General features: G+C 59.7%; 10 protein-coding genes. 2 read left to right on the top strand and 8 right to left on the bottom strand.

All coding sequences use genetic code 11. The annotated features are described in order from the left end of the window. Positions 1 to 16: 16 nt before the first annotated feature. The 8 genes from I2E69_RS10515 to murB all read right to left on the bottom strand — a co-directional run bounded on the left by I2E69_RS10515 (position 17) and on the right by murB (position 9,959). Positions 17 to 3,532: a TonB-dependent receptor gene (locus I2E69_RS10515; protein WP_195461166.1), complete on the bottom strand. Its 3,516-nt coding sequence runs from the start codon at positions 3,530 to 3,532 to the stop codon at positions 17 to 19. Positions 3,533 to 3,653: 121 nt separating this feature from the next. Continuing rightward, positions 3,654 to 4,655 (bottom strand): FecR family protein, encoded by a 1,002-nt coding sequence (locus I2E69_RS10520; RefSeq protein ID WP_195461167.1) that lies wholly within the window; start codon positions 4,653 to 4,655, stop codon positions 3,654 to 3,656. A gap of 78 nt (positions 4,656 to 4,733) precedes the next feature. Continuing rightward, on the bottom strand, positions 4,734 to 5,327 hold the full coding sequence (locus I2E69_RS10525) for a DUF6549 family protein (RefSeq protein ID WP_195461168.1): 594 nt from the start codon (positions 5,325 to 5,327) through the stop codon (positions 4,734 to 4,736). 149 nt (positions 5,328 to 5,476) lie between these two features. Beyond that, positions 5,477 to 6,184 carry a branched-chain amino acid aminotransferase gene (locus I2E69_RS10530; protein ID WP_195461169.1) on the bottom strand — a complete coding sequence of 236 codons (708 nt, stop codon included), beginning with the start codon at positions 6,182 to 6,184 and terminating at the stop codon, positions 5,477 to 5,479. After that, complete coding sequence (holA, locus tag I2E69_RS10535; protein WP_195461170.1) at positions 6,181 to 7,251, bottom strand: DNA polymerase III subunit delta; 1,071 nt, start codon at positions 7,249 to 7,251, stop codon at positions 6,181 to 6,183. Before holA ends, I2E69_RS10530 begins: the two co-directional genes overlap by 4 nt. Position 7,252: 1 nt before the next feature. Next, the gene (gene tilS, locus I2E69_RS10540; RefSeq protein ID WP_195461171.1) at positions 7,253 to 8,596 is read right to left on the bottom strand and encodes a tRNA lysidine(34) synthetase TilS; all 1,344 of its coding nucleotides are present in this window, start codon (positions 8,594 to 8,596) and stop codon (positions 7,253 to 7,255) included. 30 nt (positions 8,597 to 8,626) lie between these two features. Continuing rightward, complete coding sequence (locus I2E69_RS10545; RefSeq protein ID WP_195461172.1) at positions 8,627 to 8,938, bottom strand: hypothetical protein; 312 nt, start codon at positions 8,936 to 8,938, stop codon at positions 8,627 to 8,629. Positions 8,939 to 8,951: 13 nt separating this feature from the next. Then, entirely contained in the window at positions 8,952 to 9,959 is a 1,008-nt protein-coding gene (gene murB / locus I2E69_RS10550) for a UDP-N-acetylmuramate dehydrogenase (RefSeq protein WP_195461173.1), read from the bottom strand. A gap of 195 nt (positions 9,960 to 10,154) precedes the next feature. On the opposite strand from murB, the gene I2E69_RS10555 reads away from it, so the two are divergent. Together I2E69_RS10555 and I2E69_RS10560 are read left to right on the top strand one after the other, a co-directional pair. Beyond that, positions 10,155 to 11,588, top strand: coding sequence for a DUF4301 family protein (locus I2E69_RS10555; protein WP_195461174.1), 1,434 nt, complete (start codon positions 10,155 to 10,157; stop codon positions 11,586 to 11,588). A 213-nt stretch (positions 11,589 to 11,801) separates the two neighbouring features. Continuing rightward, the gene (locus I2E69_RS10560; protein ID WP_195461175.1) at positions 11,802 to 13,790 is read left to right on the top strand and encodes a calcineurin-like phosphoesterase C-terminal domain-containing protein; all 1,989 of its coding nucleotides are present in this window, start codon (positions 11,802 to 11,804) and stop codon (positions 13,788 to 13,790) included. Positions 13,791 to 13,893 lie beyond the last annotated feature (103 nt).

The following is a 13,893-nucleotide window of genomic DNA, read 5'->3' on the forward strand; positions in this document are numbered from 1 at the left end:
CTTCTCATTTAAACGGTTAGAAGGTGATGTCTACACCGAACATATAGGTTTTTTGCCAGGGGTAGGTGCGCATCTCGTCGTTCATGGCAGCCATTTCGGGATCTATGTAGTCCGAGTGGATGGGCGACCAGGTGGCGAGGTTCTCACCCGTGAAATAGATGCGCAGGCTTTCGATCAGCGCCTTGCGGGTCCATTTCTTGGGCAGCGTGTATCCTACCGTGAGGTTCTTCAGGCGGCAGTAGCGGATGTTCTGCATGTAGCGGTCGTTGGTGGCCGTCAGCTCGCGGTTGGTGCCCGACAGGGCCACATAGCCGCGCGGACGGGGGAAGTAGGCATCGGGGTTCTCCTCGGTCCAGTACTGGGTGTGGAAGTCGCGGGGCATCCAGCTTGCATAGGGGCGGGCATAGGGGCCCCAGAATGCGATGGTGTTGGCTTTCGGATACCAGTGACGGCGGCCGATGCCCTGGAAGAAGATCGAGAAGTCGATGCCGGCCCACGACATGCTGAGCGTCGATCCGTATTGGAAACGCGGCTGGCTGTTGCCGATGATCTCGCGGTCGCCCGGATCGTCGACGGTGTTTTTGCCGATGGAGATCATGTTGTCGCCATCCAGATCGAGGAATTTCAGGTCACCGGCATGCAGGCCGCGCTCCGATCCGGCCGCGGCATTGATGCGGTTGTTGACGTTCGTCTGGTCGACGGGGTAGTTGGCGGCCTCTTCGTCCGAAGCGAACAGACCTCCGATGCGGTAGCCCCAGATTTCGCCCCAGCGCATGCCTTCGTAGTACTTCTTGGCGAAGGTGCGGTCGGGGTTGTCGTACCGGGTGATGTTGGTGACGTAGTCGTTGAAAGTCACCGTCACGCTGTACGAGAACGGGCGGCGCAGCAGCTGGAACTCGTCGCGCCAGTTGAGCGAGAGTTCGTAACCCTTGGTGCGCAGGTCGGCGCTGTTCATTTTCGGCGAGTCTGCACCGTAGGTGGCCGGCAGGGCGACGCCCTCGGTGAGCATGTCCTTCGTGTCGCGGATGTAGAAGTCGGCAGAGAAGGCCAGACGGTTGTTCAGGAAGCTCATGTCGACACCCAGGTTGTTGTGAATACTCGTTTCCCACGAGAGGTTCGAGGCTACGGGAGCCGAGATGGTCGCCGTGGCGGGCTTGTTGCCGCCGAACAGGTAGCTCTGGTTGCCGATCGAGATTTGACGGATGTAATCGTAGTAGCCGACGTTCTGGTTGCCCAACTGTCCGTACGAGTAGCGCAGTTTGAGGTTGTTGAACTGGTCGCGGATGCCGTCGAAGAAGGCCTCCTCCGAGATGCGCCATCCCAGCGAGAAGGAGGGGAAGAAGCCCCAGCGATGTCCGCGCTTGAAGCGTGACGTACCGTCGTAGCGGCCGCTTACCTCGACGAGGTATTTGCCCTTGTAGTCGTAGTTCAGGCGGCCGAAGAAGCCCATCAGGGCGTATTCGTTCTGACCGCCGCCTACCTCCATGCGCTTGTCGCCGTCGGCGTCCTGGCCTATGAGGTTGAGGTCCATCAGCGTTTCGGAAAGCAGGTTGTAACCCGTTGCGGAGACATCCTTAAGGAACTTGGTCTCCCAGTTGAAACCGACCATTGCCTTGAAGTTGTGATCCTGGGCGAAGGTGCGGTTGAACGTACCGTAGATGTTGGCCTGGTAGTAGTTGTGCATCATGGTTTTTTCGTAGAGCTTGTCCTCGAACCGGCTGCCCGACGAAAGGGTTTTCACCTCGCCCGGATACTGCGAGTATTCGGTGTTGACCTGGCGGTTGACGTTGTGCTGGGTGTTGAACATGTAGGTGAAGTTACCCTTGATCTCCAGCCCCTTGACCGGGGTCCAGGTCAGTTCCGTGGTGGTCGACATGTTGTCGGTCTTGTCCTTGTTGTAGTGTCCGCCCTTGTTCATGATCGTGGGCAGACCGTCCATGATCGAGTACTTCGACAGCGAGGTGTAGTAGACGCTCGTGCCGTCGGGGTTGTAGGGCATCATCGACGCCAGACCGTGTACTGTGCCCAGCGAGAATGCCGTATTGACACCCGAGGGGCCGGGATAGTAGTACTGGTAGTTGTAGTAGCTGGTGTTGTTGCTGATCTTCAGCCACTTGTTGATGTCGAACGAGATCTTCGAACGGAAGTTGATACGCTGCAAACGGTCGGGATCCTGGCGGAAGAGACCCTCCTCGCTGTAATAGTTGCCCGAAAGCATGTATTTCACCTTCGAGTTGCCGCCTGAAAGCGAAATGCTATGGCTCGTGTTGGGATGCTCGTCCTTGAACAGGTAGTGATACCAGTCGAAGTTGGCATAGTAGGCATAAGTGTCGCGGCCGTCGCGCTGGTCGATCTTGACCCACGGGCGGTCGGGATGTTCCACCTTGTCGTTGCGGCGGGCCCACAGTTCCATCATGTCGTCAGCGGTGTAGTTCGTGTAGTTGGTTCCCGCATCTGCATGCCAGAACAGGTCGTTGACGTAGACCGAGTAGTAACCGCGGGTCTCGTAGTCGGTCGAGGTGGTGGGTTCGTTCCAGCCCCAGCGGCCGCTGTACGAGATGCGGGTCTTGCCCGTGGTGTCGCCGCTCTTGGTCGTCACGAGCACCACGCCGAATGCCGCACGGGCTCCGTAGATGGCTGCGGCCGAGGCGTCCTTGATGACCGAGATCGAAGCTACGTCGTTGGGATTGAGCTTCATCAGGTCGCCTTCGGCTCCGTCGATCAGCACCAGCGGCGAACCGCCGTTGATCGAGGTAATACCGCGGATGTTGAGGTCGGCGGAGTTGCCCGGACGACCCGACGAGGTCGAGATCGTAAGGCCCGGAACCGATCCCTGGAGCATGTGGGCCACCGAGGGCGCCGAGCGGTTCTGCAACTGTTTTTCATCCACCGTGGCAATGGCTCCCGTGAGGTTCATTTTCTTCTGGGTTCCGTAACCTACGACCACGACATCCTCCATATTCACGGCGTCTTCCGTCAGGAAGACCTTCACGTTGTTTTGTGAAGCCGATACGGCGACTTTCTTGCCGACATAGCCCAGGTAGGTGAAGTCGAGCGTCACGTCGGCGTCGGGAACCGGGAGCGAGAAACTGCCGTTGGCCTCGGTCACCGTGCCGCGGGTGTTGTCGCCTACGAGCGTGACGGCCACGCCCGCCAGCGGAGCTTCGGACGAGTCGTTGACGACGCCTTTGATCGTACGTTGTGTGGCGGAGGTTTTGCGGGCCGGGATCAGCGCGATCTGGCGTTCGGTGATGGTAAAGTTCAGCCCTGTCGAGGCGAGCATTTCCTTCAAGGCGGCTGAAATAGGCATGTGTTTCGCCTTGAGGCTTACGCGCCGGGAGAGGTCGGTTTGCTTGGCATCGTAGAAGAACGTGTACTTGCTGTTCTTCTCGATCCGGGATATGGCTTCCGAGAGCGGGATGTTGGAGAACTCCATGTCGAGAGTCGGTTCCTGCTGCGTCTGGCCATATACAACCGTCGTACTGCTGAAGACCAGCAGCAAAAAGATTGCAAATAGTCTAAAGTGCATCATGTTTGAGGTTTTAAGTTTGTGGATGGTTGTGGCGGCATTTGGTCGGATACCGCTGTGGAACGGTCGGAAGTAGTCGGTTTGTCACTCCATAGGCATTCGTTTTTAGGGAGGTTGGGTGGTTTTATTCGAGTTCGGAAATTGTAACGGTGTTGTCTTTCGCAAAGGAGTATGAGATAGGGTTGATCCGGCTCATGATGCGCAGGATCTCTTCGAGCGGTTCGTTGGTGATGGTGAACGTGTAGGCGTAGTTGTGTGCGATGGCCGGGGTGATATGGATTTCGGTGTTGTACCAGCGGGCCATGTAGCGGCAGATTTCGCCCAGCGACTGGCGTTCAAACGAGAGTTTTTCCGCGGCCCAGCACGACTCCATCGCTACGTTGCCCCGCCCGATGACGATCTTGCGTGTATCGGAGTTGTAGCGAGCGATTTCCCCGGGACGGAGCAGCCGGCGGCTGCCGTTGCCGGAGTCGAGCGACACGGAACCCTCGACCAGCGAAATCGATATGTCGTTGTCGGCCGAGGTGCGGATGTTGAACTTCGTGCCGTGGACGCTGACTTTCAGGCCTTCGATCTCGACGGTGAAGGGGCGCTCGGGATCTTTCGCAATGTCGAAGAACCCTTCGCCGTGGAGTTTCACGCGGCGTTCCCCGTCTCCGAAGCGGGCGTCGTAGGTGAGTGTCGAACCGCCGTGAAGCCAGACTGTCGATCCGTCGGCCAGCCGGGCCTGCGATTTGCCTTCGAAGGCGCAGAGTTGCTGTTCGGCCGAATCGGTTGCGGGACGTAAGGTGTCGGTGCGGGTCACGAAAAGGGTCACAGCGACTGCTGCGGCCACGGCTATGGCCGTTTGCAGCAGGTGGCTCCGGCGGAGCTTCGGGGTTTTGTCGGCCTGCGGGATTTCGTAGACGCCGACGCGTTGCTGCAACTGCTGCCACAACCGGTCGCGGTCGGGCTCGTAAGCCGAGGCCCGCTGCTGTATCTCGCGCCACACGCGGGTCAGGCTGTTGTAGAAACGGCGGTTTTCCGCCTTGGCGGTCCACTGGTCGAATTCGCATTGCGTGGCGTCGTCGAGCGTGCCTTTAAGTGCGCTGATAAGGAGGTCCCAGGTATGTTTGTCAGGGTTCATAGGTTGCTGTCGTTTTTCCTAAGACACGAAAAATCCGGCCGACCCCTACGGGCCTGCCGGATTTCTTCGAAAAAAGTTTTATCGTTCGATTTTCACATACTCCGCATGGACGATCTGCGTATGCGGATTCGTCGAGACGATCTCCTGCCGGATGGCTTTCGTTCCCCAGCGGATGAAGAGGAAGCGGCGGGGGATGCGGTGGATCACCTGTCGGAGGGTATCGACGCTGCGGATGCGGCAGGCGACGGAGTCTTTGCCGATACGACCCTCGACGCTGACCCACGGATCGCGCCAGCGGAACACCCGCATGGTGTCGTGTACCGGGAGCGAGCCGCGTATGCCGGCGACAACCGTATCGCGCAGCGGCATGCGGACTTCGGTTTGGGTCGCGGTGACGGCCTTGGCTGCGGTTTCGAGGCGGCGGATTCGGATGCCGAGGCGGCGAATCTCTCTGGCGTCGGCTGCGCGCAGGCTCTCGAACTCCCCGCACCGCAGCCGGAGCGCCCGGACCGAGGCCGCATCGGCTCCGGCCTGTGTGCGGTAGTGCGTGATTTCAGCCGTGAGGGCTGTCTGGTTCTGGGTGAGCCGCCGGTTTTCGGCGTGGTAGCGGCGGTAGGTAAAAGCGAATAGCGCCGTCACGGCGACGGCGTAAAGCAACAGGTATTTTTTCACGGTTTCCGGGTTTTTATTCCCCGAAAGATAGGGTGTGCGGGGAGCCTCCGGTTTCTATTTTTTCAGAAGCGGTCTTCGGCGCCTCTCCGGCGGGCGGCCGGTTGCCGGATAATCGGTTTTAACCTGCCGGTCGCTTGGAATCCTGTTTCTTAAACGGGCCCCATCGCTTCGGCGACGCGTTCGGCGACGAGGGTCATCAGCGGCCGTCCGTCGCAGCGCGAAAGGGAGGTGATGCCCCGGTGGTCGGCGAAAAAGAGTTCGTCGAGGTAAGGCAGGTCGGCTCGGCCGAACGGCTCTTCGCGCAGTTCCAGTCCTGCGGCCAGTATGGCCCGGACGGCCAGTTCGCGCTCGACGCTCGCGGGGCCGGGGGCCGTCAGGACGGTGTGGCCGCCGATGCCGAACAGCGGCGCGTCGTCGGCCGAACGGAGAATCCCGGCGCTGTCGCACCGCACCGCGACCTCGGCTCCGGCCAGTTCGGCCTCGAAGCGGGCCAGTTGCGCCGCTGCCTCGCGCGCAGAGGTCGGTGCGGCGGAAAGCGGCAAATCGTAGTCGACCGTCACGGCTTCGGGCGTAAGACTCCGGAAGGCGTAGCCGTCGTAGAGCGATACTCCTGCCGGAAGCAGGCGTTCCGTGCCGTCGGGCAGCAGTTCGATGCGCACGAATCCGGACACGCCTGCGGGATAACGCTCCGCGGCGGCCAGGGCTTCGATACGCGCCGCGAGCCGTTCTGCCCCGGGGGCGTAACGTCGTCCGAAGAGGTCGTGCGATGCGGCGTCGAGCACGGCGATGTGTCCGGCGACGTTGCGTGCGCGTCCCCGGGCGAGGTGTACGGTCTGATATAGGTAAAGCTCCGTCAAAGCATGAAAATTTTCAACAGCAGTTCGCGCAGCAGTTCGCCGTCCGAAGCGCCTCCCGTGTTGAGTCCCTTGCTCTTGGCGTCGTATTCGCGCAGCAGCCCCAGGATGTTGAATACCTTGCGGTTGTCCCATCCGGCGGCGTTCTGCTTGATTTCATTGATGACGAACGTGTTGTTTTTGCGCAGGATGCGCATCAGCTCGGTGTCCGGCGGAAAGGACTGTCCCTTGTGACGCGAGAGCCAGCGCAGGTAGTTGACCACGAACATCTCCTTGAACTGCCCGAACAGCGCCATGATGGTCAGCAGCAGCGGGTTGTCCTTGGGGTTGCGGCCGAAATGTTCGGCGATCATCAGCGCGCGGGCCATGTCCCGCGTAACGACGGCCTTGCACAGTTCGAAGTTGTTGAAATCCTTCGAAATGCCGATGTTGGCCTCGATGTCGGCGTCGGTGATGCGCTGTGTGCCCTGGGGCAGTGATACGGTGAGTTTGTGGAGTTCGTTCGAAATTTTCGAAATGTCGGTTCCGAGGTGGTCGGTCAGCATCGAAAGCGCTTTCTGGTCGATCGTAAGGCCTTTCTTCCGGATGAACTGTTGCAGCCACGCCGCGATCTCGTAGTCGCGCGGCCGTACCGATTCGAGCACCACGCCGTTCGCGGCGCAGCCCTTATAGAAGGCCGAACGTTTGTCGGCGTTTTTCTCCTTGTGACAGATCACGAGGATGGTCGTCGGCGACGGTTTCTGTGTGTAGAGCGAGAGCTTGTCCAGTCCCTTGAGCTGCTGGGCTTCTTTGAGGATCACCACCTGGTACGATCCCATCATCGGCATCTGGCGGCAGAGGTTGATTACCTGCCCTGCCTCGGAATCGCGGCCGTAAACGGTGATCTGATTGAAGTCCCGCGAAGCTTCGTCGAGAATCGTCGTGGCCAGCCGGTCCGAGAGTGCGTCGATAAAGTAGCTCTCTTCGCCCATCAGCAGGTAAATGCCTGCGAATTTGCGGGCTGCTACGTCGGCGGCGATCTGCTCGTATTCGGCGACGGAATCTTTGAATTTCAGAGCGCTTTTAGCCATTCTAAATGATTTCTTTGGTGATGCGCAGCACGTTTTCCGTGTCGGGCGTAAGGCGGTAACGGTCGTCGATGCGCCGTCCGACGAGCCAGACGATTTCGTCGCCCGACAGCAGTACGAACTGCCGCTGTTTTTCGGCGACCGAAACTTTGGCGTCGATCAAAAAATCGCTCACCTTCTTGCGGCCCGTCATGCCGAACGGCACGAACCAGTCGCCCTGCTGCCAGCGGCGCAGTGTGAGCGGGTATTGCAGGCGGTCGGCGTCGAGCTGTGCGATGTTTTCGGGCACGCCGAAATTCTTGATCGTGTCGATGTCGCAATATTCGTAGTAGAGGACCGAGTTGCCGCAGTAGCTGCGCAGGGCGCCTTTGCGAACCGTCGTGAGGCATACGTCGTCGTCGGCTATCGGTCCGATGACGATCTTCCCGCGGTCGACGCAGGCCACTCTCTCGCGGGCGTAGAAGCGCCGCCCCGTGGCGCCCTGTTCGAGGGCGTGGCACAGCGAGTCGATCACGTCGCCCTTGAATCCGTAGGCCGAGTTGAGTAGTTCGTAGATCACGAAACCCTGCGGGAATGCCGGGTCGAGGCGGTCGAGGTGGATCGTGTCGATCCCGCTCTGAGAGGTGACGGCTTCCTCGCGGATGCGTTCGATGCCGTGGTTGATGAACAACTGGGCGTCGGTCAGGCGCGCGAGGTTGCGGCTCATCAGGCTCGTGAACTTGGGGTTGATTTCACGGATGCGCGGAATCAGCCCCAGCCGGATTTTGTTGCGCAGGTATTTGGTCGAACGGTTCGACGAATCCTCCCGGAAGGGAATGTGGTTTGCAACGGCGTATTCCAGCAGTTCCTTGCGCGAGGCGAACATCAGCGGGCGGATGATCTTCCCGACCTGGGTCGAGATTCCCGTAAGGCCCCGCAGTCCGGTCCCCCGCAGCAGGTTGATGAAAAAGGTCTCGATCGAGTCGTCGGCATGGTGGGCGATGGCGATGGCCGTGTAGCCGTATTCGCGGCTCAGGGCGTCGAACCATGCGTAGCGCAGCCGCCGGGCCGCCATCTCCATCGACTCGCCCGTGCGCTCCATCTCGGCGACGGTCTCGAAACGCTTGTTGTAGAACGCCACGCCGTATTTCTTCGCTTCGTCCTCCACCAGTACCTCGTCCTCGTCGCTTTCCTCGCCGCGCAACTGGAAATTGCAGTGGGCGACCCCCACCCGGTAGCCGCAGCGGGTGAACAGCGAGAGCATGACCATCGAGTCCACGCCGCCCGAGACGGTCAGTAGGATTTTGTCGTCGTGCGTGGCGAGGTTGTTCTCGTCGACGTAGCGTTGAAATGCGTCTAACAATGCCATTGGATTCGTTCGTTTAGAGGTCCCGGGTCCCTATTTATTGCCGTTTTGTGTCTTCCATGGAATATACTGCATCCGGGCATCCGAGAAATATTCCAATTTATAATCTTCAGGCAGTTCGCGAGAAACCGCTCGTGTGATTTCCACTCCCTCCGCATCAAGATCCGCTACCTTGTCTTTTTTTGGATAGTTTGCGTAAAATTCATTCCAGTATTTTTGAAGCCACAGTTCTATTCTTTCCGAAAGCGCCGCGGAGAGATTTAGTTCGGATAGGGGGATATAGCCTTCATATTTATCCCGTATCCCGGTTCCGTTCAGATAACCGTCGATAACTAAATATTTCATAGTCGTGCCGCGCCTAAAGTATATTCACCTCGGTATCTATCGCGATGCCGAACTTTTCGCGGACCGTCTCCTGCACCTTGCGGGCGAAGGCGATCACCTCGCCGCCCGTCGCGCCGCCGTGGTTGACTATCACCAGCGCCTGCCGTTCGTGGATGCCTACCGGGCCTTCGCGGCGGCCTTTCATCCCGGCCCGGTCGATCAGCCACCCGGCAGCCAGCTTGACCCGTCCGTCGGGCGCAGGGTAGTGCGGCATGTCGGCGTATTCGGCCAGCAGGCGTTCGGCCGTTGCGGCATCGACCACGGGGTTCTTGAAGAAACTGCCCGCATTGCCCAGTACGGCCGGGTCGGGTAGTTTCGCGCGGCGGATGGCGCAGATCGCCTCGCGGATGTTGCGCAGCGTTGTGCCCCCGCGGGCTTCGACCTCGCGTTCCACGTCGCCGTAGCCCAGTTTCGGGCACGGCGTATGCGAGAGGCGTATTTCGATGGCTGTGATGATCATGCGCCCTTTCAGGTCGTGCTTGAAGACGCTTTCGCGGTAGCCGAAGCCGCAATGCGCGGCGTCGAGCGTCAGTATCGTGCCCGTTTCGACGCAGTACATCTCGACCCGTTCGATCACGTCTTTGGCTTCGCAGCCGTAGGCTCCGATGTTCTGCACCGGGGCGGCCCCTGCCTTGCCGGGGATCAGCGAGAGATTCTCGATGCCCCACAGTCCGCGCCCGACGGCCCATTCCACCAGGTCGTCCCACTCGACGCCGGCATCGACCCGTATGCAGGCTGTTTCGCCGTCGTCGCTGAGTTGGGCGATCTGCCGGGCTACGGGGGTCACGAGCAGTCCGTCGTAGTCCTGCGTGAAGAGGATGTTGTTGCCTCCGGCGAGCACCGTCCACCGCTGCGGAATTCCTGCGGCGAAGAGTGTTCGCAAATCCTCCGGGGTTTCGAACTCCAGGAGGCGCGCGGCGCGTTGTTCGACGCCGAAACTGTTGCGCCCGCGCAGGCTTATTTGGTGAAATTCTCGGATCATGATGCGCAAAGTTACGAATAATTTGCGTAACTTTGAATGGTGATAGGGTGTCATTGCGTATTTCGGCCGGCATCCCGTGTCAGGATGCCGTTGCCGCGGCGTACTGGCGTGTTTACAGGTTTGACCCATCCCTAAATCCCCGCCCCGAGCGGGGACTTGTCGCATGCGACCATAACATTGAAAAAACGATAACCTATGTTTACGCAACAAGATTTGCAACAAATCCGGGAGCACGGCCTCACTCCCGAACTGGCGGAGACCCAGTTGGAGAACTTCCGTCGTGGATTTCCCTTTCTGAACGTCGTGCGCGCCGCATCGCCGGGCGACGGTGTACTGATGGTCACTCCGGCGGAGGCCGATGCCGCCGCGGAGCGTTATGAAAAGGAAGCTGCGCAGTTGGGCGTCGTGAAGTTCGTTCCGGCCTCGGGCGCCGCGACGCGCATGTTCAAGGAGTTATTCGAGTTCGTCAACGACGGTAAACGCGGAAAAGGCATCGACACGCTGCTTGACAACATCGGGAAATTCGCTTTCTGGCCCGAGCTGAAAGCCGTATTGCCGGCCGGAGCCGACGATCGGGCGATTGTCAGCGCTATTGTGAAGGAGGGGCTCGACTACGGCCGCAAACCCAAGGGGCTGGTCACGTTCCACGCTTATCCCGAAGGGGCCCGTAAGGCCGTCGAGGAGCATTTGGTCGAAGGTGCGACCTATGCTGCGGCCGGAGGCGTCGCGCGGATTCATTTCACCGTTTCGCCCGAGCATGTCGCCGGTTTCGAGGAACTGCTCGAAGAGAAGGTCCCCTTCTACGAAAATAAGTTCGGCATCCGTTACGACATTTCGTTCTCGGTGCAGAAGCCCTCGACCGATACGCTCGCCGTCAATCCCGACAATACGCCGTTCCGCCAGGACGACGGCTCGCTCCTGTTCCGTCCTGCGGGCCACGGGGCGCTGATCGAGAACCTGAACGAGATCGACGCGGACATCGTCTTCATCAAGAATATCGACAACGTGACGACCGATGCCCGCCGCGGCGACACGATTCGCTTTAAAAAGGTATTGGCCGGCGTGCTGCTGGACCTGCAGGAACGTGCTTTCGAGTACCTCAAGGCGCTCGAAGTGGGTGGTGCGGAACTGGAGCCGATTGCCGAATTTATCGAAAAGCGGCTTTGCGTGAAACTCCCCGCCGATTACGATACGGCGCTGCTGCGTGCTGTGCTCGACCGTCCGATCCGCGTCTGCGGCATGGTCCGCAACGAGGGCGAACCGGGCGGCGGCCCGTTCTGGGTCGGGAATCCCGACGGCACGGAGTCGCTCCAGATCGCCGAGTCGAGCCAGATCTCACCCGACGATCTGCCGTTGATGAAGTCTGCCACCCATTTCAATCCCGTGGACCTCGTGTGCGGCGTACGTGACTCGAAAGGCCGCAGGTTCGACCTGCGCAAATATACCGATCCCGCGACAGGCTTCATTTCTTCGAAGTCGAGCGGCGGCCGCGACCTGCGCGCGCAGGAGCTGCCGGGCCTCTGGAACGGCGCGATGGCCAGGTGGAACACGGTTTTCGTCGACGTTCCCATCACGACCTTCTCCCCGGTGAAGGTCGTGCAGGATCTTTTGCGTCCCCAGCACCAGTAGCTCCCGGTTCGGCATGCCGTCTGCGCAAGGCGGCGTTCGATGTGAAAGAACGTTTGTTCCCGTGTTTTCAGGCTGTAAATTACGGCTTGAAAACACGGGAACATTGTTTTTCTGTCCTCCCGTAGACTATCGGATAAATTTTCGATACGGCCCGGCAAGCGAGGATTGGGGAAAACAGTTTTTTTTGTCTTTCCAACTAAAACTCAATTACCGATGAAAAAAACGCTTCTTTCAATCACATCGCACGACCTGCTCATCCTGTGGGCCGTCCTGTTGCTGTTTGCCTCCGGAATCGCTTCCTGCACCGACGACGCTCCGTCGCCGGCCCCCGGATTCACGATTGACGGCGTTTCCGGCGAAACCGAATACTTGATCACCGACGAGCGTACGATATGGCTCCCGGGATCGGGATTCCTGACCGGCGACGTTGTCCGCCTCACCGACGCGGGGCTTTCGCAGCACTCCTACCTGATCGAAACGGTTGCCACCGACACGGGACTGCATTTCGTCCTGCCGGGCAACTTCGTGGCAGGCGACTATGCGATCTTCGTCTTGCGTGACGGCATGGTCTTCCGATATGGAAAAGCGCGGTTCTGCCGCGAAGTGATTCCCGACCGCGAGGGGATGAACGTCAAAGGTTCGGTGTGTGACACGAACGGGAGACCGATCGCGGGCGTGGTTCTGTCCGACGGCGTCGAGATCGCCCTTACGGACGAGGATGGGCACTACTGGCTCGCCACGCAGCGGCAGAACCCGCACCTGTTCGTAACGCTGCCGCCGAATTATATGCCGGTGGAGCAGAAAGGACGCTTCACGGCCTTCTATAAACCGATTCCCGCGGCCACTGATCCCGAAGCCTGCGTGGAGGTCGATTTCACGCTCGCCCGCGTTTCCAACGACGATTTCGAACTGATCGTTATTACCGACACCCACCTCACGGCGGCTTCGGCGGCCCAGGCTCCGAAGCTGTTCGCCGACTGCTGCATCCCGGATATCAATGCCTGTATCGCTGAGGTCAAAGCCTCCGGACGCCCGGCCTATCTGATCAATCTGGGGGATCTGGTAGCCGCCAACTATCGCGAACGCATTACGCTGGAGGACGCCGCTGAGCTTCTCAAGCAGGTTGGTTGCCCGATCTTCAACGTTCCGGGCAACCACGAACTGAACGACTATGTGCTTTATCCCGACATCGCTTCGGAGGAGGCCATGACGGAAATCCGCCGTTACCAACATACGATGGGCCCGCTTTACTATTCGGTGAATTTGGGTCGGGCGCATCTGGTCGTGCTCAACCCCAACGTTCGGATTGCCGACGACTCCAAGACGAGCTACTCGGTGTCCGAGCAGCAGTTGGCATGGCTCCGCAAGGACCTCGCGCTGGTTGAGGATAAGACCGCCCCGCTGTTATTGGCCCTTCACACCCCGATATACGGCTACAACGATGCCACCTACGGCCGCTTCTGGCTTCCGAATGGCGCTGAGGTGATGGAATGCCTCCGGGAATTCTCCAACATCCATATCCTCTCCGGACATACGCACCGCATGTATACCTCCGTGCTCGAAAACGGACGCATCACCGAACACAATTACAACACGCTGGGCGGCACGTCGGGACACTGGACCACGTGGCGGCTTTCAACGCTGCTCGCCGAACGGCGGCAGGCGGTCAACACCGACGGTTCGCCCGCAAGCTACGGCACGCTGTCCTTCTCAGGCGGCCGGGTCGCGGACTATTGCGTCAAGGGCGTCAACCTGTCGCGCACCAAGCGTTTCCGGGCTTACGACCGCAACGCGATGCGGCTTTCGGCGGCCGATTACCTGACCCCTGCGCTGGCACAGGGCCCCCGCGGACAGGCGTTCGATGCGTCGATGGGCGGTTATGCGGTTTCCAGTTCGGAGAACGAAATACTGGTCAAGATATGGGAACACAATCCCGAATGGAAGGTCGAAATCCTGGAAAACGGTCAGTCGCTTCCCGTTACCGAAAAGCAGGATAAGGACCCGCTCTACCTGCTCTGCTACGAAATTCCCTCCTACGCGACCATGGACAGCCCGGGCTATCCGGCTCCGGTCTGCAAACTCTTCTCGGCCAAAGCCTCCTCGGCCACTTCACCCGTTACCATTCGCATTACCGACAGTTTCGGGCAGGTAACCGAGGAGACCATGATCCGCCCCAAACCGTTTGTCTCGTCCTTCGACTGACGACGGTTGCCTTCGGCGATCGTGTCGGACTCGAGGCTGTGTGAAAGCCCCGCTCTTAACCGAAAAGAGCGGGGCTTTCATACGGTCTTGTTCTGTCCGGCCC

It is taken from the genome of Alistipes sp. D31t1_170403_E11, from assembly GCF_015553985.1.
GTDB classification, from domain to species: Bacteria; Bacteroidota; Bacteroidia; order Bacteroidales; family Rikenellaceae; genus Alistipes; species Alistipes montrealensis.